Annotated in this window: 21 protein-coding genes and 1 tRNA gene; 10 read left to right on the top strand and 12 right to left on the bottom strand. The window is 62.5% G+C overall.

Annotated elements, in window-relative coordinates:
- The first annotated feature begins 155 nt into the window (after positions 1 to 155).
- Both PAN08_RS07180 and PAN08_RS07175 read left to right on the top strand, forming a co-directional pair.
- On the top strand, positions 156 to 524 hold the full coding sequence (locus PAN08_RS07180; protein WP_057632398.1) for a c-type cytochrome: 369 nt from the start codon (positions 156 to 158) through the stop codon (positions 522 to 524).
- 8 nt (positions 525 to 532) lie between these two features.
- On the top strand, positions 533 to 994 hold the full coding sequence (locus PAN08_RS07175) for a cytochrome c (RefSeq protein WP_269790762.1): 462 nt from the start codon (positions 533 to 535) through the stop codon (positions 992 to 994).
- A gap of 119 nt (positions 995 to 1,113) precedes the next feature.
- Here the strand turns inward: PAN08_RS07175 and PAN08_RS07170 are convergent, their stop codons facing one another.
- Positions 1,114 to 2,946 carry a hypothetical protein gene (locus PAN08_RS07170; protein ID WP_269790761.1) on the bottom strand — a complete coding sequence of 611 codons (1,833 nt, stop codon included), beginning with the start codon at positions 2,944 to 2,946 and terminating at the stop codon, positions 1,114 to 1,116.
- Between the two features lie 15 nt (positions 2,947 to 2,961).
- Positions 2,962 to 3,555 (bottom strand): NfuA family Fe-S biogenesis protein, encoded by a 594-nt coding sequence (locus PAN08_RS07165; RefSeq protein ID WP_269790760.1) that lies wholly within the window; start codon positions 3,553 to 3,555, stop codon positions 2,962 to 2,964.
- A gap of 90 nt (positions 3,556 to 3,645) precedes the next feature.
- Here PAN08_RS07165 and PAN08_RS07160 point away from each other — a divergent pair, with 90 nt between their 5' ends.
- The 3 genes from PAN08_RS07160 to zupT are packed head-to-tail and all read left to right on the top strand — an operon-like array spanning position 3,646 to position 5,236.
- Positions 3,646 to 3,993, top strand: coding sequence for a 4a-hydroxytetrahydrobiopterin dehydratase (locus tag PAN08_RS07160; RefSeq protein ID WP_269790759.1), 348 nt, complete (start codon positions 3,646 to 3,648; stop codon positions 3,991 to 3,993).
- A 1-nt stretch (position 3,994) separates the two neighbouring features.
- The gene (locus PAN08_RS07155) at positions 3,995 to 4,411 is read left to right on the top strand and encodes an energy transducer TonB (protein ID WP_269790758.1); all 417 of its coding nucleotides are present in this window, start codon (positions 3,995 to 3,997) and stop codon (positions 4,409 to 4,411) included.
- Positions 4,412 to 4,426: 15 nt separating this feature from the next.
- On the top strand, positions 4,427 to 5,236 hold the full coding sequence (gene zupT / locus PAN08_RS07150; RefSeq protein WP_057632403.1) for a zinc transporter ZupT: 810 nt from the start codon (positions 4,427 to 4,429) through the stop codon (positions 5,234 to 5,236).
- Positions 5,237 to 5,376: 140 nt separating this feature from the next.
- Here the strand turns inward: zupT and PAN08_RS07145 are convergent, their stop codons facing one another.
- Positions 5,377 to 6,351 carry an RluA family pseudouridine synthase gene (locus tag PAN08_RS07145; protein WP_269790757.1) on the bottom strand — a complete coding sequence of 325 codons (975 nt, stop codon included), beginning with the start codon at positions 6,349 to 6,351 and terminating at the stop codon, positions 5,377 to 5,379.
- Between the two features lie 414 nt (positions 6,352 to 6,765).
- Here PAN08_RS07145 and rne point away from each other — a divergent pair, with 414 nt between their 5' ends.
- Positions 6,766 to 9,957 (top strand): ribonuclease E, encoded by a 3,192-nt coding sequence (gene rne, locus PAN08_RS07140; protein ID WP_269790756.1) that lies wholly within the window; start codon positions 6,766 to 6,768, stop codon positions 9,955 to 9,957.
- Between the two features lie 397 nt (positions 9,958 to 10,354).
- On the opposite strand, the gene PAN08_RS07135 is transcribed toward rne, so the two are convergent.
- The 3 genes from PAN08_RS07135 to ispG form a co-directional block, all read right to left on the bottom strand.
- On the bottom strand, positions 10,355 to 11,002 hold the full coding sequence (locus PAN08_RS07135) for a response regulator (protein WP_057632405.1): 648 nt from the start codon (positions 11,000 to 11,002) through the stop codon (positions 10,355 to 10,357).
- A 319-nt stretch (positions 11,003 to 11,321) separates the two neighbouring features.
- Entirely contained in the window at positions 11,322 to 12,011 is a 690-nt protein-coding gene (locus PAN08_RS07130; protein ID WP_269790755.1) for a phosphatase PAP2 family protein, read from the bottom strand.
- Positions 11,992 to 13,257 carry a flavodoxin-dependent (E)-4-hydroxy-3-methylbut-2-enyl-diphosphate synthase gene (ispG, locus tag PAN08_RS07125; protein ID WP_269791198.1) on the bottom strand — a complete coding sequence of 422 codons (1,266 nt, stop codon included), beginning with the start codon at positions 13,255 to 13,257 and terminating at the stop codon, positions 11,992 to 11,994. The genes PAN08_RS07130 and ispG overlap by 20 nt, the downstream gene beginning before the upstream one ends.
- 85 nt (positions 13,258 to 13,342) lie before the next feature.
- On the opposite strand from ispG, the gene PAN08_RS07120 reads away from it, so the two are divergent.
- Positions 13,343 to 14,566, top strand: a complete 1,224-nt coding sequence (locus tag PAN08_RS07120) for an ATP-binding protein (RefSeq protein WP_269790754.1) — start codon at positions 13,343 to 13,345, stop codon at positions 14,564 to 14,566.
- Complete coding sequence (locus PAN08_RS07115) at positions 14,563 to 15,129, top strand: response regulator transcription factor (protein WP_269790753.1); 567 nt, start codon at positions 14,563 to 14,565, stop codon at positions 15,127 to 15,129. Before PAN08_RS07120 ends, PAN08_RS07115 begins: the two co-directional genes overlap by 4 nt.
- Positions 15,130 to 15,351: 222 nt before the next feature.
- Here the strand turns inward: PAN08_RS07115 and pgi are convergent, their stop codons facing one another.
- The 6 genes from pgi to pcnB all read right to left on the bottom strand — a co-directional run bounded on the left by pgi (position 15,352) and on the right by pcnB (position 20,987).
- Positions 15,352 to 16,863, bottom strand: coding sequence for a glucose-6-phosphate isomerase (gene pgi / locus PAN08_RS07110; protein ID WP_269790752.1), 1,512 nt, complete (start codon positions 16,861 to 16,863; stop codon positions 15,352 to 15,354).
- Positions 16,860 to 17,240 carry an aspartate 1-decarboxylase gene (gene panD / locus PAN08_RS07105; RefSeq protein WP_057632410.1) on the bottom strand — a complete coding sequence of 127 codons (381 nt, stop codon included), beginning with the start codon at positions 17,238 to 17,240 and terminating at the stop codon, positions 16,860 to 16,862. The genes pgi and panD overlap by 4 nt, the downstream gene beginning before the upstream one ends.
- Before the next feature lie 179 nt (positions 17,241 to 17,419).
- Complete coding sequence (gene panC, locus PAN08_RS07100; RefSeq protein ID WP_269790751.1) at positions 17,420 to 18,262, bottom strand: pantoate--beta-alanine ligase; 843 nt, start codon at positions 18,260 to 18,262, stop codon at positions 17,420 to 17,422.
- Positions 18,259 to 19,074 carry a 3-methyl-2-oxobutanoate hydroxymethyltransferase gene (panB, locus tag PAN08_RS07095; RefSeq protein ID WP_269790750.1) on the bottom strand — a complete coding sequence of 272 codons (816 nt, stop codon included), beginning with the start codon at positions 19,072 to 19,074 and terminating at the stop codon, positions 18,259 to 18,261. The genes panC and panB overlap by 4 nt, the downstream gene beginning before the upstream one ends.
- A 31-nt stretch (positions 19,075 to 19,105) precedes the next feature.
- Entirely contained in the window at positions 19,106 to 19,594 is a 489-nt protein-coding gene (gene folK, locus PAN08_RS07090; RefSeq protein ID WP_269790749.1) for a 2-amino-4-hydroxy-6-hydroxymethyldihydropteridine diphosphokinase, read from the bottom strand.
- 7 nt (positions 19,595 to 19,601) lie between these two features.
- Positions 19,602 to 20,987, bottom strand: coding sequence for a polynucleotide adenylyltransferase PcnB (gene pcnB, locus PAN08_RS07085; protein ID WP_269790748.1), 1,386 nt, complete (start codon positions 20,985 to 20,987; stop codon positions 19,602 to 19,604).
- Between the two features lie 41 nt (positions 20,988 to 21,028).
- On the opposite strand from pcnB, the gene PAN08_RS07080 reads away from it, so the two are divergent.
- Both PAN08_RS07080 and fdxA read left to right on the top strand, forming a co-directional pair.
- Positions 21,029 to 21,103, top strand: a tRNA-Glu gene (locus PAN08_RS07080).
- Between the two features lie 161 nt (positions 21,104 to 21,264).
- A complete protein-coding gene (gene fdxA, locus PAN08_RS07075) occupies positions 21,265 to 21,588 on the top strand; it encodes a ferredoxin FdxA (RefSeq protein WP_269790747.1) in 324 nt (107 codons plus the stop codon).
- Positions 21,589 to 21,646 lie beyond the last annotated feature (58 nt).

Below are 21,646 nucleotides of genomic sequence, written 5' to 3'. Positions count from 1 at the left end.
TCATGGGTGCAACCTACCCGGCTATCACTCCAGCAAAAAAGTGACGCACCGCAGCATCCGCAACCGGTTCCGAACAGGTAAATACGCGGGCTATACTCGGTCCGTTCCGTGTCCCCACGGCGGAACCCCAGACCCGCATACCGGACAAGGAAACCATGCGCTCGCAGCCGCTCGCCGCTTGTTTCGCTCTGGCTCTCGCCCTACCCATTGGGGCCGCCAACGCTGTTCCGCAGTCTGACTCCGCCGCATCGCCTGCGCCGGCCACTCCACTGGTCGGCAAGCCCGACACCGGACGAACCCTGGCCTATACCTGCCAGGGCTGCCACGGCATCACCGGCTACAAGAATGCCTATCCCAGTTACCGCGTCCCCAAGATTGGTGGCCAATCGGCCGAGTACCTGACCCAGGCGCTCACCGAGTATCGCGAAGGCAAGCGCAAGCATCCGACCATGCAGGCGCAATCCATGAGTTTCAGCACACAGGAAATCGCTGATCTCGCCGCCTACCTGTCCACCGTCAAATAGGCTTGCCCATGTCGAAAGCAACGCACGCAACGCGCTTGTCCGTCGTCCTGCTGGCCGCCTTCGCATTGGCCGCATGTTCGCAGTCACAGGTGGAATCCGCTGATAAATCCGCCGCCGATCCCGGCCATGCCAGCGGCGAACACAGCGCCAGCTCTTCAGCCGGGCTGCCGCAAGGCCGCATCGCTGCTGGCGAGCACTTGGCCAACGCCAAGGGCAAGGCCACCGGTCAAAGCTGCATTGACTGCCACGGCGCAGACGGCAACCAGCCCATCGATCCGACCTACCCGCGCCTGGGTGGTCAGTACGGCGACTACCTCGCCCACGCGCTGCAGGCCTACCGCAGTGGCAACCGGGACCACATGCTGATGACCCCGCAAGCGGCCAGCCTCAGCGACCAGGACATCGCCGACCTCGCTGCCTACTTCGGTTCGCGACCGAGCCAGCTACGCGATCTGCACGGCGTGAACTGAACCCCCAATCCGACACAAAAGAAAGCCGCCCAGTGGGCGGCTTTCTTTGTGGGCGGCGTTCTTTCGTAGGAGCCACATCTCCACCTGTTGCACCGCGTGCACTGCCTTACAACGGCAACTCAACGGCTGCCGTTGTCTTCCTGCAGTTCTTTCTTGAACGGAATATCCGGCGGCGGTCGCGCCACCGCCGGTTGCTCCTGCATGTTGGGATTGGTCAGCCCACAACCGCCGCCGAACTGCAGCATCGATACCACGCAGGAAATCTTGCTGCTCGTGCCGGGGATCGGAATCTCCACACTCTTGATGCCCTTGCGCACCCACTCGGCCAACAACGATTCGTTGGGCACCCAATACTTATCGAACGAGGTTGGCGTGTAGTCGTAAGGCGGCCGCTTGAGCCAAGTGCCCGAGTCAGCGATGCGGTCGCGCGTCCAGGAGTCAGCATCGCCACCGGGTGCACCGCGCTTGCTGTCTTTACCCGCTCCATCATCAGCAAGGCGCACGCCACCGTCTGCATCAAACAGGCCGCGGCCTTTGTCCGACTGTCCGCCTGCGCTGCCGGCCACTTGCCGTTGCGATGCGCCCCAATCGTCCGAACGCATCGGAGAATCCCAGCCACCGCTGCGGTCCTGCGGCTTCGGCCCCGCGCCCGCACTGGTACCTGGCCGTGGCGAAGGGTTGGCGGCGGCACTACTGCCCTGCGCCGTGCTGCCTTGAGCAACATTGCTTGATTGTGCCGATGTTGCCGAACCGGATCCGCTCGCGCTGGCAGGCTTGGCGGCAGCACCCGCTGGTGCTGCGGACGACGCCGAAACATCGGGGGCTCCTGGAAGATGCCGCTCACGCACGTCGACCATCGGCGTCTTGAGCTGCACATCGTTGGTTTGGCTGGAACGCACCTGCGCCATCGTCACCGGCTGTGTCGGCGCCGCATCCACCTGCCGCTCACGCACCGCCATTTCCGGGCCGGCCATTTGCACATCCGTTACGCGTTGACGCAACTGCGCCATCTCGACCTGCTGCTGCGGCATCGTCTCGATCTGTCGCTCACGCACCTGGACCTCAGGCGTTCTCAACTGCGGTTGCGCATTGGGCAGAACGCGTGCGGACTGCGTGATTTGCGGACGATCAGCCGCCGTTTCCACCACCCGTTCGCGTACCCGCACCTCAGGCACGCTGACACTCGGCGCGGTCATGGTGGGTGGCCGCAAGGTTGGTGCAGGCAACACGAAATCAGTGGTCGGCTGCTGCGTCTGGGTTACCTGCAGCGGCTGCGCGGCCGGCATTTCAGGTGAAGGTTTTGATGCATCTATCGGCACCAATGGCTGCTCGTCATTGGACACGTCGGCGGGAGTGACTGCAGCCGTCGCAGTCGGTTCGACTGGGGTCGCCACCGCTGCCGACGACGAAGCACCTGCATTCGCCCCTGCCGCAGCCGATGAAGCTGATGCCGACGCCGATGCATCCGCCTGCGGTTCTCCCTGCGCTTGCGGCGCACCGCCTCCCTCTTCGTCCGGCGTGCCACGACCGATGTACTCAATCTGTACCCGCTCGCCTTCTTCTGCGCTTTGCTCCGGCGCCGGGCTGCGTATCAGCGCCACCCAGACCAGCAGCAGGGCGAACAGCAAATGCAGCGCAGCACTGAAGAAGGCCGCAAACCAACGCATCACGCGCTGGTCGCGCGGCGGCGGATCGCCCCCCTGCCAAAGCAGCAACAGCATTGTCAGCAAGAAGGGGCGTGGCGTTGACACGCGTTCACGCGACCGCCCGGGCTTTGCCGCGATCACGCCAGCCACGTCAGCTTCGGCAAATGCCGACATTGCCTTGGACACGCGCGTGCGCACCCAGTGGCTCCAGCTGTATGGCATGCCGGTGCGACGGTCGTGCAAGATGCTGGCCTGCCGGCGCGCGGCCAGCAGGTCAATAAAGTCGGTAACTGACGTCACCGGCATGCGGCGGCTATCGCCTCAGCCCGCGCGTGGGATATACGGGGCCTGACCGGTGTCATGGTCAGTGGCATCGCGCACGGCGGTCACGCCGGGCACCCGTCCCATCAACGTCTTCTCGATCCCCTGCTTCAAGGTCACATCGGCCATGCCGCAACCGTGGCAGCCACCGCCGAAGCGCAACAACACCACGCCATCGGCGGACACTTCCTGCACCGCCACCCGGCCACCATGGGACGCCAGCTGCGGATTGATCTCGTTTTCGACCACCCAATGCACGCGCTCAACCATCGAGGCCGCATCACCGGGTGCTTCACCCTTGATCTTCGGCGCCTTGATGGTGAGCTGCTGGGTACCGGCGGCCTGCGTGACGAAGTCGATTTCGGCGCCATCCAGCCAGCCCACACTGGTCGCGGCTACATATAAGGTGAAACCATCGCAATCCACCGCCCACTCGTCACCGAGCAGTTCACTGGGGTCGGCAAACTCCAAGCGCGCATCAGCGCGCGGCGTGCCGGGCTCTATGGCGCTCAGGCGCACACCCATGCCGGGCACGGCCTCACGTTCAATGAGCTTGCGGAAATAGCTTTGAGCGGTATCTGATATCTGGATCATGCGGGTATTCTAGCCGTGTCTTGGTTGACGCTGATGGGACACTGATTCCAGCGGCGGCACTGTTCAGTCACCCGTTTGATGGAGGTTCCCGTGGCCCCTGACCTGATTCCCCTGGCGCAAGCCCACTGCATCCCACGCAAAGGCAGCGAGCACCGGCTCGGCCAGGCCCGCCTGGCAGAACTACTGGCACAAGTGCCCGGCTGGGAGCTGGCCGAAAACGGCATGGCGCTGGTGCGCACATTCCGCTTTGACAACTACTACGGCACCATGGCCTTCGTGAACGCGCTGGCCTGGGTCGCACATGCCGAAGACCACCACCCGGATCTGGGCGTGCACTACGACCGCGCCGTGGTGCGCTTCTCCACCCACGATGTGGGCGGCCTGAGCGAGAACGACTTCATCTGTGCCGCCAAGGCATCCGCACTAACGGAGCAATGACATGAAACTGCGCCTGCTGTTGGGCTCCCTCGCTGCCGCCGCCTCTCTGGGCGCCTGCACGTCTTCCGATCAACCGGCCGCCCCTGTCATCGCCCCGACCGAAGTTGCCGCCGTGCAGACCCCGCCGCCGGACTACCCCGCTGAACTGGCCTGCACCGGCGTGGGCGGCAAGAGCGTGCTCAAGGTCGTGGTCGGCCCGCAGGGCACACCGACCGAAGTGGCGCTGATCACCAGCAGTGGCAACAGCCAGCTGGACGACTCGGCCATCGCTCGCGTGCGCGAATGGAAGTTCAATGCCGCCACACGCAACGGCCAGCCCGTACCAACCACCATCCAGGTGCCGGTCAGCTTCAACCCGCCGGACCCCAAGCCCAACGAATGCTTTGCCATTGAAGAGCAGGCACGCCGCGGCGGTTGATCGCCCGGCCGACACATGCACGGAATCTCTACTGACAATCTATGGATGGCGTTCGGGCTGACCTTCGCCGCTGGCTTGGCCACGGCCATCGGCAGCCTGATGGTGCTGTTCTCCAAACGCCCAAATCCTCGCCTGCTGGCCTTCGGCCTGGCGTTCGCCGGCGGCGCCATGGTTTACGTGTCGCTATCGGAGATCCTGAACAAGTCCATCGCCTCGTTTGCCCTGAGCTACGGCGACCGGCTCGGCTTCACCTACGGCACTCTGTGGTTTTTGGGCGGCGTGCTGCTGGTGGTGCTGATCGACCACCTGGTGCCAAATCCGCACGAAACCCTGGACAAGCAGGACCCGGCGTTCAAGGAAAAGAACCGCAGCAGCATTCGCCGGGTCGGCCTGCTCAGTGCTGTCGCCATTACCGCGCACAACTTCCCAGAAGGCTTGGCGACCTTCTTCGCGACCCTGGAAAGCCCGTCTGTCGGCTTGCCGCTGGCTTTCGCCATCGCCATCCACAACATCCCCGAAGGCATCGCCATCGCAGTGCCGGTGTATTTCGCCACCGGCCGCAAATCCTATGCCTTCGGCGCCAGCCTGCTATCAGGCTTGGCTGAACCAGTGGGTGCGGCCATCGGCTACTTCGCCTTGGCGGGCTCGCTGTCGCATGCCACCTTCGGCGCCGTGTTCGGCCTGATCGCCGGCATCATGGTGTTCCTGGCCTTGGACGAGCTGCTGCCAGCAGCCAAGCGTTATGCAAAGGGCCACGAGACCGTCTACGGCCTGGTCATCGGCATGGCTACCATCGCCATCAGCTTGGTGCTGTTCAAGTGGTGATGAAGCAAGCAGCGGCGAATCGGAAACAAGGAAGGGAAGTCAGCCTGCAGCCTTCCTCCCTTCGATGAATGGGGGGCATCATCTCGCCCCCATTCACCGCATTAGCCGCGGGGATTTACATCCCACCGAAGCCGCCTTGATTAGGCCAAACGATCCAACGCTTCAACCAGCTCCGGCGCCAGCGGTGCATTGAGCACATACGGCGTCTTGCCGGCGTCAAGCGCAAACTCCAGCGATGCCGCGTGCAGGAACAGGCGCTTCAGGCCAATCTGCTCACGAAGCCGCTTGTTGACTGCAGGATCGCCGTATTTATCGTCTGCAGCCACCGCATGCCCGATATGCTGGGCATGTACGCGAATCTGATGGGTGCGGCCGGTTTCAATCCGCACCTCACAATAAGAATGTCCACCGCGCCGTTCCAGTACGCGGAAATGGCTCAACGACGCTTTGCCGGCCGGATTGACCTGAACATGGCGCTCCCCGCCCTGTCTCAAACCGACATGCAACGGCGCATCCACGCTCATCACCCCGTCCGGCATCCGACCAACCAGCAAGGTCAGATAGCGCTTCTGGATGCCACCGCGGTCTTCACGCATCAACGCCTGCAATTCAGTCAGTGCCGAACGCTTCTTGGCAAGGATCAACAGCCCGGAAGTATCGCGATCCAGCCGGTGTACCAGTTCCAGATTTTGATTCGGGCGCAGCGCCCGCATCGTTTCGATGGCGCCGTGACTGATGCCACTACCACCATGGCTGGCCACACCGGAAGGCTTGTTGATTACAAGCAATTTGGCATCTTCAAAGACAATGGCCTGCTCCATCCGCTCCAGGAAGCTGGCGGGAGGCGGCGCATTTTCTCCCACCTCATTGAGATTGACGGGGGGAATACGAACCTCTTCGCCCCCTTCAAGCTTGCGGTCGGCCTTGGCGCGACCGCCATTCACCCGCACCTGGCCACTTCGCACCAGTTTGTAGACCAGGCTGCGCGGCGCACCCTTGAGTTGGCCTAGCAGGAAGTTGTCCAAGCGCTGTCCCGCCCTGTCTTCGGGAACCTTGATCATGCGCACGCTGGTCTTGGCGGCGGGCGGGGTGTTGCGTTGGTCGGAGTCAGTCATCAGCCTATTTATTCTGCTACACTCGGGCCGCGATATAAGGGTTTGATTTCGTTGGAAGTTGGTCAGGGCCAGAAGCCCCGCTCCCTACGAATCCGGCACAGTGCGCGGCCACCGCCCCCGGGGCGGCCATGTTAGCGGCTCGTCGGCGTTCCCGGCCATCGTCGGGTGCCAAAAAGGCATCTGTGCTGGACGAATCATATGTCCCGTGCGACGCCCCCGGCCAATGCCGGATGCGGTCGCCGGCCCTGAAACACCTATAAAACAAGAATAGAAGCGCTCCCGCGGCCTGCCGTGGTGTCGTAGCGCTGGAAACCCAAGCTGCCCTACCCGCGCCTGCGCGATTGGACAGCGACCCGTGTCCAGAGGCGAAACCCCATGGCGTTCCGCGCGGTAGCAGCGCGCGAGGAACGCACAATGAAGCGAATGCTGATCAATGCCACGCAGGCTGAAGAACTGCGCGTGGCCATCGTCGACGGGCAGAACCTGTACGACATCGACATCGAACAGCCGTCGAAGGAACAGAAAAAGTCCAACATCTACAAGGGCCGCATCACCCGCCTGGAGCCATCGCTCGAGGCCGCCTTTGTTGAGTACGGCGGTGAACGCCACGGCTTTTTGCCACTGAAGGAAATCTCCCGCGACTACTTCCAGGCTGGTGTTGACCACAACAAGGCCAGCATCAAGGAACTCCTGCGCGAAGGTCAGGAAATCGTTGTCCAGGTGGACAAGGACGAGCGCGGGAACAAGGGCGCCGCCCTGACCACCTTCATCTCGCTGGCCGGCCGCTACATGGTGCTGATGCCGAACTCGCCGTCCGCTGGTGGCGTTTCGCGTCGCATCGAGGGTGAAGACCGAGCAGCTCTGAAAGAAGCGCTGGACAAGCTCGACATCCCTGACGACATGGGTGTGATCATCCGCACCGCTGGCGTCGGCCGCGATGCTGAGGAGCTGCAGTGGGATCTGGACTATCTACTCCAGGTCTGGCGCTCGATCGCCGAAGCCGCCCTGACCAAGCCCGCACCCTTCCTGATCTACCAGGAATCGCGCCTGATCGTGCGCGCCCTGCGTGACTACCTGCGTTCGGACATCGGCGAGATCCTCGTCGACACTGAAGAACTGTATGAAACCGCACGCGAGTTCATGCAACAGGTAATGCCGCAGACCCTGCGCAAGCTCAAGCATTACAAAGACGACATCCCGCTGTTCAACCGCTTCCAGATTGAATCGCAGATCGAGGCGATCTACGAGCGCAACGTGCGCCTGCCCTCGGGCGGCTCGATCGTGGTTGACCAGACCGAAGCGTTGACCGCCGTCGACGTGAACTCGGCCCGTGCCACCAAGGGCACCGACATCGAGGACACCGCGTTCCAGACCAACCTGGAGGCCGCCGAAGAAGTGGCCCGCCAGCTGCGTCTGCGCGACCTGGGCGGTTTGGTGGTCATCGACTTCATCGACATGTCTTCGAGCAAGCACCAGCGCGAGGTCGAGAACCGCCTGCAGAACGCACTGAAGTACGACCGCGCCCGCGTTCAGCTGGGCCGCATCTCGCGCTTCGGCCTGATGGAAATGAGCCGCCAGCGCCTGCGTCCGAGCCTGGGTGAGTCCAGCCAGATCGTCTGCCCGCGCTGTGACGGCCAGGGCCGCATGCGCAGCATCGAGTCGCTGTCGCTGTCCATCATCCGCGTCGCCGAAGAGCACGCAATGAAGGAGAACACCGGGCAGGTGCTGGTACAGGCCCCGGTGGAGATCGCCAACTACCTGCTCAACGAAAAGCGCAGCGCCCTGCGCGAGATCGAAACTCGCCACGACGCGCCGATCATCATCGTCGCCGATGAGCAGCTTCACACGCCGCACTACGAAGTCACGCGTCTGCGCGATAACGAAATGGGCGAAGAGTCCGGCAAGCCGAGCTACCAGCGCGGCACCCCGCGCAAGCTGCCGGTACATGCACTGACCAAGGCCCAGCTGAATATTCCGCCGGCACCGGCAGTCACACACGTCAAGCACAGCCAGCCAGCTCCGCTGCGCGAAATCGCCGAAGAAGCAGCTCCAGTAGCTGCTGTCGTGGCTGCACCTGCTACTCCGGCAGCGGGCGGCGTGATGGGCTGGCTCAAGCGCGTGTTCGGCGGCGAAGCTGCCCCGGCAACAGCGCCTGCTCAGCAGCAGCGTCAGGACGGCGGCCGCAACAACCGTAATGATCGCAACCAGCGTCGCGACGGTCGTAGTGGCAACAATGGTCCACAGGCGCGCAATGGCGGCAACGCCAATGCAAACGGCAATCGTCGCGAAGAGCGTCGTGAAGACCGTCGTCAGGGCACCAACACCGCCCAGCCGCAGACCCAGGAACAGAACAACGGTCAGCCGCAGAAGCAGCGTGGCGAACAAGCCCCGCAGGGCAAGGCGCCGCGCAATGAGCAAGGCCAGCAGGGCAAGCCGCGCAACGAGCAGCAGCAACAGCCCAAGCAGCCGAAGCAACCGAAGCAGCCAAGGCCGCAAGATGCCGAGAAGACCTCTCAGCAGCAGCCGCTGAATGAGAAGCCGGCGCGTCAGCAGACCGAAGTTCAGTCGACGGCCAATGCCGTTGCTGCAAGTGCGGCTGTTGCAGCTGAAATCGTAAATCTGCCGGTAACGCCGGTCAGCGCAGCACCGGTGGCCGCTGAAGCCGCCAAGCCGCCGATGATTGCCGAGTCCGATGAGAAGGTCACGGCAGTCGCCATCACCGACGAAACCTCCCCTGCCGTTACAGGCGAGGAAGGCAGTGGTGAAGCTGGCAGCCGTCGTCGTCGCGGTCGTCGCGGCGGTCGTCGTCGTCGTCGTGGCAATGCCGAAGGTGCTGCTGCAGGCGAGACGCTGGGCAATGATGAAGACGGCATCGAAGAGTTCGAGGATGGCGAAGTGGCCGAAGCATCGGCAACCCCGGCCAGCAGCCAGCCTGAGTTCGACTTTGAAGACGAGCCCAACAGTGCCCCGGCGCCAACAAAGGCCGTGCAGGCACGGCCTGCTGTCGTAGCCAGTGCGACTCCTGCTGTCATCGCCCCGATTGCTGTGGCAGCTGCTATCGAAACCAAAGTTGTCGAGGTCCCGTCGGAGCCCGTCGTCGCATCGATGCCGGCCACCGAAATCCCAGCGGCTCCAGTTGCAAATGGCGCGCCGGTCCAGGAATCCCCAGCAGCTCCCGCCCCGGTCGCCGCCCAACCAGCTCCGGCAGTGATCGAAGCACCGGCTGTTGTTGAAGCGCCGGTTGCTGAAGTCAAGCCCGCGGTCATCACGACGCCGGTCGTCGCAGCGCCAGTGGCAACTGAAGCCCCGAAGCAGGAATCGGCCGTTATCGAGGCCGTGTCGGCCCCGGCTGTGGTTGAAGCTTCCGCTCCGGCCACGGTTGAAGTGACCCCGGAACCGGCCACTCCTGTCGCAACCCTGCAGGAAATCCCGGTACCGGTGGCGCCGGAGAACGGCCAGCTGTTTGCCCGTGAGGCATCGACTGAAAGTGCCCCGCAGCAAGCCAAGCCGCAGGACGACGTTGTTCCTACCGCCGCTACTGAACCTGTCAAGGTCGCAGAAACAGTCGAAAAGGAAGTGGAAGAAGATCAGCCACGCAACGTCTGATCCACGACCACAGCAATAACGGAAAAGCGGCCGGAAACGGCCGCTTTTTTGTTCCTCAATTAAATTGATGCCGTTGACGGAATTCCTCACGCTTGGGTGCACCCAAGGCTCACACAGAGTCCGACGGCTCATGCGATTGCCATTGCAGTGCGCAGCCGCAGCATCTCGGGAATGCCGCGACACCCCGCACAAACACGCATCCGATGCGGAGGTACTTCAACCATGTGGCGATAGGTTGATTGCCATTGGCTTGATCGACGCTATCGGCAAAAGCCTCAGCGGAGCATGACTCCGCCCCATAAAACTGTTGGCGTGAACGCATAAAAAAGGAGCGACCAACGGCCGCCCCTTTTTTATACATGCATCGCTGTCACCAAGCGGCGAAGCCATTCAAACCTTAGATGGCCCGTGCGGGATCACCGATTCCATATTGGCTGGCCAGCCTTGCAAGTGCGATGTTGTCCTGCACACCCGCCTTCTGGAACAAGCGCGCCTTGTGCGTGTTGACTGTCTTGGCACTGAGGCACAAGCGCCGGGCAATCTCTTCTTGGCGATGCCCCTGAATCAGCAGCAAGGCCACCTCCAGCTCGCGCGGTGACAGCGCGTCGAACGGCGAGTCATCGCCTTCAAGGTTCGACAAGGCCAAGTTCTGCGCGATGCTATTGGCCAAGTAGCGTTTGCCCAACGCGACGTCATGGATAGCGCGGATCAACTCACGCGAATCCCCCGCCTTACCCACGTAGCCCGATGCACCGGCTTCCAACAGACGCTTGGGCATTGGTCCGTCCTCAAGCACCGACACGATGATCACGCGCGTGCCGTGGTCGCCCTTGACGATGCGCTCAGTGATCTCCAACCCGCTCAATCCCGGAAGATGCAGGTCGCACAACACCACATCCGGCTTGAGACGGCGAATCTGTGGCAGTGCCACTTCACCGCTGTCCGCTTCCCCCACAACCTCGATTTCGGTTTGTCCCGAAAGAATCATCCTGATGCCCGTGCGCACAAGTGCGTGGTCATCGATGAGAAAAACCTTAATGGTCATGGCGCATTCCTCTCGGAGAGGTGTCAATTGAAGCCTTGGCCATTCCCCGGAAGCCGGAAATTCAGGATAACGGCCTCCTCCGTCATCCCATGGCACAGACCGTACGTATTATCGACCAGAAGTGACCAACCCCAACCTTACTCGTTGACTGAAAACCATCAGATTGGCCATCCCCTCGGCGTCAGAACAACGGCGAAACTTGTTCCGTCGTTGCCGTAGCCACTATGTAGCAGGAGCAAAGACGCTTCTATCAGTCCATTTCTTCGATACAAATAGGATTTTTCCGAGCCAAAATCACTGGCAATTCGGAGTGACAAACCTAGGGTACCGGCAGCGACCAACGACGGCGAAACATCACCATATATACGCCCAGTACCCATACCAGGGCAGCACACCAGCCACCAAGGATGTCCGAGGGGTAATGCACGCCAAGGTACACCCGTGCCAAGCCTACCAGCACGACGAAGGCGACTGCCGCGCACAGCGCAAGCCAGCGCCAACGGGTATTCCAGAGCAACAGCACAACCGTCAGCGCCAAGGTCATCGACCCCATCGCGTGACCGCTGGGGAAACTAAACGTGCTCTCTGGTGCCACAGACTCCCAAAGGCTCGGGCGTTCGCGCTGGAAAACCTGCTTGCTGCCGAGATTGAGTAGTGCCGAACCCACAAACGCAGTAATCGCGAATGTGGCTTTACGCCAGCGACGTATGAACAACAGAATGCCGACAATAAGCACGTCAACGGGAATCACGCCCCACTGATAGCCCAGTTTGGACATCAGCACGAAGAAGCTGTTCAAGCCTGGCGAAGCCAAGGCATGCATCTTCCAGAGGAGTGCGTCGTCGAAATGAAAAGCTTCGGCTTCGTGGATTTCGTCGGCCAGCGAAACAAACCCCGCCAACGGCAGCAATACGCCGACGAACAGCCACAGCAGCCGCCACGCGTTGTGGGCCAGCCACCGCCGCAGGCCTGCGGCCTCGCTCCGGGAATCAACCGGAGCTTCGCGCATACCGGTTCTCAACGTAGTCATCGATCAATGCGACGAACTCCTGAGCAATGTTGTCGCCGCGCAGAGTCACTTTCTTTTCGCCATCCACGAACACTGGTGCAGCAGGTGTTTCGCCAGTGCCCGGCAGCGAGATACCGATATTGGCGTGGCGTGACTCACCTGGACCGTTGACGATGCACCCCATCACCGCCAGCGTCATGTTCTCCGCGCCTGGGTGGCTGATACGCCAAACCGGCATCTTTTCGCGCACATGGTTCTGAACTACCTTGGCCAGCTCCTGGAAGAACTCGGAGGTGGTGCGGCCGCAGCCCGGGCACGCTGTCACCATCGGCGTGAAAGCGCGCTGACCAGTGGTCTGCAGCAACTCCTGCGCAACGATGACTTCCTGCGTGCGCGACTGACCGGGCTCGGGCGTCAGCGAGATGCGAATGGTGTCGCCGATGCCTTCCTGCAGCAGCACTGCCAGCGCCGCCGACGAGGCGACGATACCCTTGCTGCCGATGCCGGCTTCGGTCAGGCCCAGGTGCAGCGCGAAGTCCGAGCGCTGCGCCAGGTCGCGATACACCGCGATCAACTCCTGCACGCCGCTGACTTTGGCCGAGAGCACGATGCGGTCATGCGGCAGACCCAGCTCGACAGCGGTTGCAGCCGAGTCCAGCGCCGAACGGATCAGGGCTTCGCGCAACACGCGGCCGGCGTCCCAGGGTTGTGCCCGCTGGCTGTTCTCGTCCATCAATTTGGCCGCAAGTGCCTGGTCCAACGAGCCCCAGTTGGCGCCAATGCGCACGGGCTTGTCGTACTTGATGGCGAACTCGATCAGCTGCGCGAACTGCGTGTCCTTCTTCTTGCCGAAACCGACATTGCCTGGGTTGATGCGGTACTTGGCCAGTGCTTGCGCACACGCCGGCTCCTGGGTCAGCAACTGATGGCCGTTGTAGTGGAAGTCACCGATCAGGGGAACATCGATGCCCATCATCTGCAGCTTCTCGACAATGCGCGGGATCGCCGCTGCCGACTCGGGGTTATTGACGGTCAGCCGCACCATTTCCGAGCCGGCGCGCCAGAGTTCTGCGACCTGCTTCACGCTGCCCGCCACGTCGGCGGTATCGGTATTGGTCATCGACTGGACGACCACGGGATGGCCTCCGCCCACCATTACGCCGCCGATGCTCACGGCTTGGGTGATACGGCGAGGCCAGGCAGTGGCGTCGGTGGGTGGGGTCGGTCGGGTAACGGCGTCGTACATGGTCCGCATTTTACCGCGCCTGCCGCCACATCGGGATGAACCTTCTGTTGTGTGTCAGCGGGCCTGACAGAATACGATGGTGCCCATGAATTCCTCGGACACCTCCTTTCTCCGCACCCTGTGCAGCCTGCGCTGGCTGGCCACCGCAGGCCAGGCTGCCACCATCCTCGTCGCCACTGGCTTGCTTGGGCTCGAATTGCCGCAAATTCCGTTATGGAGCGGCGTCTTCGTGCTGGCCCTGTTCAACCTGTACGCACAGCTGCGGGTACACGGCAGCAACCCCGCACCGGTCACCGCGTTCGGCCACATCCTGGTCGATGTCACGGTGCTGACCTGGATGGTTGGCTGGAGTGGTGGCATCTCCAATCCGTTCGGCTCACTGTTTCTGATCCTGATCGCGCTGGCAGCGCTGGCCTTGCCGCTGCGCTGGACACACGCCGTTGCAGCGGCCTGCGTCGGCGGATACGCCTTGAGCGCGGTGTTCGGGCTGCCCCTGCAGGGCGGCTATTTCGATTCAATGAATCTGCACCTGTGGGGTGCGGCGGCGAATTTCCTGCTGTCCAGCGTCGTGGTGTTGGTGTTCTCTACGCGGCTGGCGGCGGCTTTGCGTGAGCGCGAAAACCAGCTCGCATTGCTGCGAGAGCGTTTCGTGCGCAATGAAGGCATCGTCGCGCTTGCCACCCATGCCGCTTCGGTAGCGCATGAACTCAACACACCGCTGGCGACCATGACGCTGCTCACCGACGACATTGCCGAACAGTGCGCCGACAACCCGGAAATGCGCGACGACCTGGAAACCCTGCGCGAGCTGCTGGTGCAGTGCCGGGAGCGCGTATTGGCCTTGGCGGCCCCGGCCGAAGGCGCGAGTCGTACGGCGGTTTCCATCGGGAGCGTGCTCGAACAATGGCGCCTGGTGCGCCCCACCATCCAACTGCGACGCAACGCCAATGCTCCACTGCAGCTGACATTGGACCCGGGCGTTGGCCATTTGCTGCAGGTACTGCTCAACAATGCTGCCGACGCTGGCGAGTTCAGCGGGCGACCGCAGATCGACTTGGACATCCGCGTTCGCGATGGCCAACTGTACGGCGAGGTGCGCGACTACGGCCCTGGCTTCAATGCCAACGACGCTGCCCTGCCCGGCACGCTGTTCAACAGCGGAAAAACCGATGGTATGGGTGTTGGCCTGGCCCTGTCCCATGCCACCATTGAACGCCTGCATGGCGAATTGTGGATGCGTCCGGCCGAAGGTCCCGGAGCGCGCGTCGGCTTTCGCCTGCCGTTGGACAACACCGAGGTAAACGCATGAATGCTCCCGCCACACACGGGCTGCTGGTCGACGACGACCCCTTGTACCTGCGCACGCTGCAACGCACGTTGGCGCGTCGCGGCATAGACGCGGTCACCGCTGCAGATATCGCGGGCGCACTGCAGCTGGCTACGCGGTCACCTCCAGCGTTCGCGCTGATTGACCTCAAGCTGGGCAGCGAATCCGGCCTCAGCCTGATCCAACCGCTGCGCGAACTGCGCCAGGACATGCGAATCCTGCTGGTCACCGGTTATGCATCCATCGCCACCGCGGTGGAAGCCATAAAACAGGGCGCCGATGACTACCTACCCAAGCCGGCGACAGTGCAGATGATCATGCGCGCGTTGGGCGAAGAAGATGAGGGAGGCGAAGATCCGGAGGAAATCGAACCACCGGATTCGATGACGCCGATCAGTCGATTGCAGTGGGAGCACATTCAACAGGCGATGCATGAAACCGGCGGCAATGTCTCTGCCGCAGCGCGCCTACTGGGCATGCATCGGCGCTCACTGCAGCGCAAGCTGACCAAGCGCCCAAGTCCGGAGCGGGATCCAAACCGATAACAAGCAAGCTGATTTAGCCCCTCTCCCGCGAGAGAATCTGGCTGCGAACCACTGAATAACCAACTGCATTCCAGAACCCAAAGAGCCCCCCATCCGACCCTTCGGGGCACCTTCTCCCGCACGTGGAAGAAGGTGTATCTCAAGCCAATCTGTTCCCACAAACACCAACGCCGCGCATCTCTGCGCGGCGTTGGTGTTTCATCTATCGAAAACCCGCTCGATTCAGCGCAGACGCGCCAAAATTTCCCGGGTCATCGGATCGGCAATTTCAACTGCCTCACCCTGCAGCGCCGGCAACAGCTGATTGGCCAACTGCTTGCCCAGCTCAACGCCGAACTGGTCGAACGCATTGATGCCCCATACCAGCGATTGCACGTATACCGCGTGTTCGTACATGGCGATCAGCGCACCCAATGCCTGCGGCGTCAGCGCGTCAATCAGGATCAAGGTGCTCGGGCGGCCGCCTGGGTACTGGCGGTGGGGGTCTTCGCTGTCCTGACCATTGGCCAATGCCTCGGTCTGTGCCAGCAGGTTGGCCAACAGTGCCTGGTGATTGACCGTGTACGGGTCATCGGCCTGCACGCAGCCGATAAAATCGGCTGGCACGATGCTGGTGCCTTGGTGCAAGGCCTGGAAGAAGCTGTGCTGTACGTCGGTGCCTGCCCCACCCCACCAGACCGGCACGGTGTCGGCATCAACCGGACTGCCGTCCAGCTTCACGCGCTTGCCCAGGCTTTCCATCACCAACTGCTGCAAGTACGCCGGCAGCAGCGCCAAACGCTGGTCGTAAGTCATCACCGCGTGCGTGGCATAGCCCAGCACGTTGCGGTTCCAGATATCGGTCAGTGCATGCAACACCGGCAGGTTCTGCTCCAGCGGCGCGCTTGCCGCATGCGCATCCATCTGCGCAGCGCCGGCCAGTAACTGGCCGAAGCCTTCAAAGCCAATCGCCAGCGCAATCGGGAAGCCCACCGCCGACCACAACGAGTAACGGCCGCCCACCCAGTCCCACATCGGCAGAACGCGCTCGCCGGCAATGTCGAACGCCTTGGCCGCGCGTTCCGGATTGGCACTGACCGCGTACAACCGCTCACTGCCACCCAGCCAGTCGCGCAAGATGCTGCCGTTGAGCAGCGTTTCCTGTGTGCCGAAGGTTTTTGAAATCAGGATGCCGGCAGTGGTGGCCGGATCCAGCGTGGCCAACGTGCGCTGCATCGCTGCGCCATCCACGTTGGAGACGAAATGCACGCGGAAACGTGCACCGCTCGCCGGACGCAATGCATCGGCAACCAAGCGCGGGCCCAGGTCCGACCCGCCGATACCAACACTGACGATGTCAGTGACATTACTGGCTTCCAGTTGCTGGATCAGCGTACCCATGCGCTGCTGCACGGCGGCAGCTTCAGCATGTGCAGCCACCGCTTCCGGCGTGCGACCGGCGTCACCGCGCAACGCGCTATGCAGCACGGCGCGGTCTTCAGTGACGTTGATCTTTTGCCCACCGAACAGACGCTGGAAACCGCCGGCGACATCGCGCGCGGCGGCCAGCTCCAACAGTGACTGCAATGCCGCGCGGTCGTACTTCTGCCGCGCGAAATTGACATACAACGGACCGACATTGAGCGCCAGGTTTTTTACCCGGTCCGGCTCGGTGGCCATCAGCGTGGGGATACTCGTGCCCTGCAGTCGCTGGGCGTGAGCGTGCAATACGTCGAATCCGTTGTACTTGGTCATGCGGCCTGTGTGGGAATTGAATTGTTGGTGTGGGTGATACGGTTGTTGCCGTCCACGTAAACCAGCTTGGGCTGGAAGGTGTCGGCCTCGGCTTCGCTCATGCCGGCGAAGGCGGCGATGATGATGATGTCGCCTACTTGCACGTGGCGCGCGGCGCCGCCGTTGAGCGAAATGATGCCGCTGCCGGCTTCGGCGCGAAGCGCATAGGTATTGAAACGCGCACCGTTGGTTACATCCCAGATATGCACCTGCTCGAACTCGCGGATGCCGGTAGCTTCCAGCAGGTTGCTGTCGATGGCGATGGAGCCTTCGTAGTTCAGCTCGGAATGGGTGACGGTGGCGCGGTGGATTTTGGTCTTGAGCAGGGTGAGTTGCATGGCAATGCCGAAACTGCGTGAGAAAGAGCGCAGTCTAGCACCGGCACGAGCGCCCGCCCGCACTGCAACATACCTTTGCGCCGACGGTGCTATAGACACGCCGATGGCGCCACCAGGGCGCCATCGGAAGTCAGTTCTCGGGCCCGCAATGGACAGGAAAAGTCCTGTCCAAGCCCTATTCAGAACTCAATATTGTCGATCAGGCGGGTGTTACCCAGCTTGGCCGCCACCAGCGCCACCCGCGCGCCCTGATGATCCATGCCGGGCTCACTCAGACTCGGCAGACGCACCACCGCGTAATCCACCTGGAAACCGGCCGCCTGCAGTTGCGCGACGCTGTCAGCTTCCACCTTGTCGCGCGCCACACCGGCCAGACTGGCATCACGCATCGACAACAGCACGCTACGGATGACGGTGGCATGTGGGCGCACGTCACCGGTCAGGTATTGGTTGCGGGAGCTCATTGCCAACCCGTCCTCCTCGCGCACGATCTCGCCACCCAGGACTTCGATCGGGAATGCCAGGTCGGTCACCATCTGCCGGATCACCGCCAGCTGCTGGTAATCCTTGCGACCAAATGCGGCCACGTCCGGCGACACCTGGTTGAACAGGCGGCTGACCACCGTACATACGCCATCGAAATGACCTGGGCGGTGTGCGCCTTCCAGCAGGCTGCTCACGCCCGGCACATGCACCTTGGCAGCCAATTCCACGCCAAACGGGTACATGGATTCGACTGTCGGCAGCCAAAGCACGTCACAACCGGCCTTTTCCAGCCCACTGGTGTCGGCTTCCGGCGTACGCGGGTAGCGGGTGAAATCCTCGTTCGGGCCGAACTGGGTCGGATTGACAAACACACTGGAAACCACCCGGTCGGCGTGCTGCCGCACCAGATTCACCAGCGAGTAATGGCCCGCATGCAGATTGCCCATGGTGGGTACGAAACCAACGCGTAGCCCCTCGCGCTTCCAGCCGGCAACGATGGCGCGCAGCCGACTGAGTTCGGTGACAGTCTCGATCATGATGCGTACGCATGCTCCGCGTCGGGGAAGGTGCCATCGCGCACGGCGTCGGCGAAGGCACGTACAGCGCCAGCCACGGAGCCGCCTTCGGCAAGGAAATCCTTGACGAACTTGGGCCTGCGGTGACCGCTGTCCAGACCAAGGAAGTCATGCAGCACCAACACCTGCCCGTCACACTCAGGGCCAGCGCCAATACCAATGGTCGGGATGGAAATCGCTGCGGTGACGCGGCCTGCGAGCGGCGTCGGTACGCATTCCAGCACCAGCAGGCTGGCGCCGGCATCGGCCACGGCCTTGGCGTCGTCAACCAATTGCTGAGCGGCGTCGCCACGGCCCTGTACCCGGTAACCACCCAGACGCAACACCGACTGCGGGGTCAGGCCCAGATGCGAACAGACAGGAATTTCGCGCTCGACCAAGTGACGAATGATGTCCAGCTTGAAGCCAGCACCTTCGAGCTTGACCATCTCCGCGCCGGCCTGCAGCAGCTTCAACGAAGCATCGAGTGCGCGCTCGGGTGTGGCATCGGCGCCGAACGGCAGGTCGGCCACCAGCAGCGAACGCTGCACCACACGTGCCACGACAGTGGTGTGATAAACGATGTCGGCCACACTGACCGGCAGCGTGGAATCGTGCCCCTGCACCACCATGCCCAGCGAATCGCCGACCAGGATCAAGTCGACGCCATTGGCGTCAAATGCACGGGCGAAACCGGCGTCGTAAGCGGTCAACATCACCAACTTCTGGCCATTGCGCTTGGCTTCGGCCAGGGCCGGAACCGTCCAGGGCTTGCTGTCTGCGTGTGTGCTCATGTGGGGATAACGATTGGTAATGAGCCGACCATTATCCGCCTATCGGCTCGATATCGCAGGTTTTCATGTCAGCCAACACGCCATGCACTGTTCCATGCCCGGGAATCAATGCCCCCGGCGCTACGTCCGCCAATGGCAGCAGGGCGAAGGCCCGCTCATGCAGGAAGGGATGCGGCACCTTCAACTGCGGCAGCGCGATGGTCTGCTCACCATAAAGAAGCATATCGAGGTCCAGCGTGCGCGGCCCCCAGTGCTGCTCGGGGTGCCGTACCCGGCCAAAGGCCTGCTCGATGGCGAGCAGGTGTTCCAGCAACTCCGGCGCGGCCAACGCCGTCTCTACCGCCGCAGCGGCATTGATGAAGTCCGGTTGCGCCTCGTTACCCCAGGCCGGCGTGCGAAACAGCCGGGAAGCAGCCAATAAATGCGTCTGCGGCAAGCGAGCCAGTGCCTGGACCGCTGCACGCACCGTGGCCTGTGCGTCTCCCAGGTTGGCTCCCAACCCGATATAGGCAACTACCATCGGGCGATTACTCGCCCGTCGTATTGGTGGCTGTGCTGCTGCCGCCACGACGGCGACGACGCCGACGGCGCGGCACATCACCTTCCTGCCCTTCCTCAGCCTGTACCGAATCCGGCGCGGACTCGATCTCATGCCCGCTCTGTAGCTGCGCTTCGCGCCAGAACGCGATGTCGTCCTGATGCTCCGACGAAGCGGCCTGACGCAGCAGCAGGAAATCGAACGCCGCGCGGAAACGCGGATGGCTCAATGTGCGAAGCACGCGCTTGCGCTGGCGCGACCCAAAGCGCGACTGCAGCAGCCAGATTTCCTGCATTGGCAGCGAGAAGCGGCGCGGCAGGGCAATCGTGGTCAGCTGGTGCAGCGTCACCCGGTCGGCCGCACGACGCTGCGCCTCTTCCGGCGCCATGCCCTGCTTCTGCAGGCCAATCAGTGCGCGACAGAATGCCGGCCACAGCAGCAACGCGAACAGGAAGGCCGGTGATACCGGCTCCTCGTTGGCCACGCGGTCATCGGTGTTGCGCAAGCCTTCGATCAGGATGCGGCGCAGGGCGCCGGTGCGGTTGCTCTTCAATGCCGCCGCGCTCTCGGGGAACATCACCGCCAGCAGGCCGTAACGCTCAAGCCCTTCAAAGCTGGCAACGCCATGCCCGGAAAGGAACAGCTTGAGCACTTCTTCAAACAAACGCGCCGGGGCGGCCTCGCTCAACAGGTTGGCCAAGCGTGGCAGCGGCTCGGCGGTGGGGCCGTCGATCTGGAAGTTGAGCTTGGCCGCCAGCCGCACGGCCCGCAGCATGCGCACGGGATCTTCGCGGTAGCGCTGCTCGGGATCGCCGATCAAGCGCATGCGCCGGGCCATCACGTCCTCGAAGCCACCGGTGTAGTCACGCACCGAGAAATCCTCGATGGCGTAGTACAAGGCGTTGCAGGTGAAGTCGCGACGGACTGCGTCGTCCTCGATGCTGCCGTAGACGTTGTCACGCACCAGCATGCCGTTCTCGACCTCTCGGTCGCCGCTGCCGTCATCGCTGTTGGCGCGGAATGTGGCCACCTCGATGATCTCGCGGCCGAACACCACATGTGCCAGACGGAAGCGCCTGCCGATGAGCCGGCAGTTGCGGAACAACTGCTTGACCTGTTCGGGCGTGGCATCCGTGGCTACGTCGAAATCTTTGGGGCGCCCATCGACCAGAAGGTCGCGCACGGCGCCTCCTACAAGATAGGCCCCAAATCCGGCCTCACGCAGGCGATACAGCACGCGTAGCGCATTGGGACTGATGTCTTTGCGCGAAATGGTGTGCTGGTCACGCGGGATGACGTGCAGGGTGAACGGTGTTGTAACTGTGGAATTGATGGTGGCGATTCCAATTGGGGTTGCGGGATTGCCGAGCGGCAACCAGATGCATATACTAGCGCGCTCGCCAGACGCGACCAAACGCTCCCTTCGTCTAGAGGTTAGGACGTGGCCCTCTCAAGGCTAAAACAGGGGTTCGAGTCCCCTAGGGAGCACCAAATCAAGTCTGCGAAACCAAAAAGCCCCGCCATGCGGGGTTTTTTGTTTTACACCCTCAGCCGGCCCGCCCGCATCGGCAGCCAGCCACCGGATTGAGAACCCAACCGCACACCCCCGGCATCGTGCTCTAGAATTGCTGGGATCAAAGCCGGACCCCGTCATGCCTTTTGTCGTTACCGAAAACTGCATCAAGTGCAAACACACCGATTGCGTCGAAGTCTGCCCCGTGGACTGCTTCCACGAAGGCCCCAACTTTCTGGTGATCGACCCGGACGAATGCATTGACTGCACGCTGTGCGAGCCGGAATGCCCGGTCAACGCTATTTTCCCGGAGGACGACGTGCCTGCCGGCCAGGAAAAGTTTGTCGGCCTCAACGCCGAGCTGGCAAAAGAGTGGCCGGTGCTAACGGTGCGCAAAGACCCCCCGGCCGATGCCGCCGAATGGGATGGCAAGCCGGACAAGCTCACCTTGCTTGAGCGCTGAGCGACATAGCCACGCTGGAACGAAAACGGGCGCCGATGGCGCCCGTTTTGTTTTATCT

The sequence above is a fragment of the Stenotrophomonas sp. Iso1 genome, assembly GCF_027497995.1.
GTDB lineage: Bacteria > Pseudomonadota > Gammaproteobacteria > Xanthomonadales > Xanthomonadaceae > Stenotrophomonas.
The sequence above is the reverse complement of the archived record's forward strand: the minus strand, read 5'-3'. Positions and strand labels throughout refer to the sequence as shown.

Bases quoted from the DNA above. Each gene is read 5' to 3' on its own strand.
- PAN08_RS07180 (WP_057632398.1), top strand. From the start codon at position 156: ATGCGCTCGCAGCCGCTCGCCGCTTGTTTCGCTCTGGCTCTCGCCCTA.
- PAN08_RS07175 (WP_269790762.1), top strand. From the start codon at position 533: ATGTCGAAAGCAACGCACGCAACGCGCTTGTCCGTCGTCCTGCTGGCC.
- PAN08_RS07170 (WP_269790761.1), bottom strand. From the start codon at position 2,946: ATGCCGGTGACGTCAGTTACCGACTTTATTGACCTGCTGGCCGCGCGC.
- PAN08_RS07165 (WP_269790760.1), bottom strand. From the start codon at position 3,555: ATGATCCAGATATCAGATACCGCTCAAAGCTATTTCCGCAAGCTCATT.
- PAN08_RS07155 (WP_269790758.1), top strand. From the start codon at position 3,995: ATGAAACTGCGCCTGCTGTTGGGCTCCCTCGCTGCCGCCGCCTCTCTG.
- zupT (WP_057632403.1), top strand. From the start codon at position 4,427: ATGCACGGAATCTCTACTGACAATCTATGGATGGCGTTCGGGCTGACC.
- PAN08_RS07145 (WP_269790757.1), bottom strand. From the start codon at position 6,351: ATGACTGACTCCGACCAACGCAACACCCCGCCCGCCGCCAAGACCAGC.
- rne (WP_269790756.1), top strand. From the start codon at position 6,766: ATGAAGCGAATGCTGATCAATGCCACGCAGGCTGAAGAACTGCGCGTG.
- PAN08_RS07135 (WP_057632405.1), bottom strand. From the start codon at position 11,002: ATGACCATTAAGGTTTTTCTCATCGATGACCACGCACTTGTGCGCACG.
- PAN08_RS07130 (WP_269790755.1), bottom strand. From the start codon at position 12,011: ATGCGCGAAGCTCCGGTTGATTCCCGGAGCGAGGCCGCAGGCCTGCGG.
- ispG (WP_269791198.1), bottom strand. From the start codon at position 13,257: ATGTACGACGCCGTTACCCGACCGACCCCACCCACCGACGCCACTGCC.
- PAN08_RS07120 (WP_269790754.1), top strand. From the start codon at position 13,343: ATGAATTCCTCGGACACCTCCTTTCTCCGCACCCTGTGCAGCCTGCGC.
- PAN08_RS07115 (WP_269790753.1), top strand. From the start codon at position 14,563: ATGAATGCTCCCGCCACACACGGGCTGCTGGTCGACGACGACCCCTTG.
- pgi (WP_269790752.1), bottom strand. From the start codon at position 16,863: ATGACCAAGTACAACGGATTCGACGTATTGCACGCTCACGCCCAGCGA.
- panD (WP_057632410.1), bottom strand. From the start codon at position 17,240: ATGCAACTCACCCTGCTCAAGACCAAAATCCACCGCGCCACCGTCACC.
- panC (WP_269790751.1), bottom strand. From the start codon at position 18,262: ATGATCGAGACTGTCACCGAACTCAGTCGGCTGCGCGCCATCGTTGCC.
- panB (WP_269790750.1), bottom strand. From the start codon at position 19,074: ATGAGCACACACGCAGACAGCAAGCCCTGGACGGTTCCGGCCCTGGCC.
- folK (WP_269790749.1), bottom strand. From the start codon at position 19,594: ATGGTAGTTGCCTATATCGGGTTGGGAGCCAACCTGGGAGACGCACAG.
- fdxA (WP_269790747.1), top strand. From the start codon at position 21,265: ATGCCTTTTGTCGTTACCGAAAACTGCATCAAGTGCAAACACACCGAT.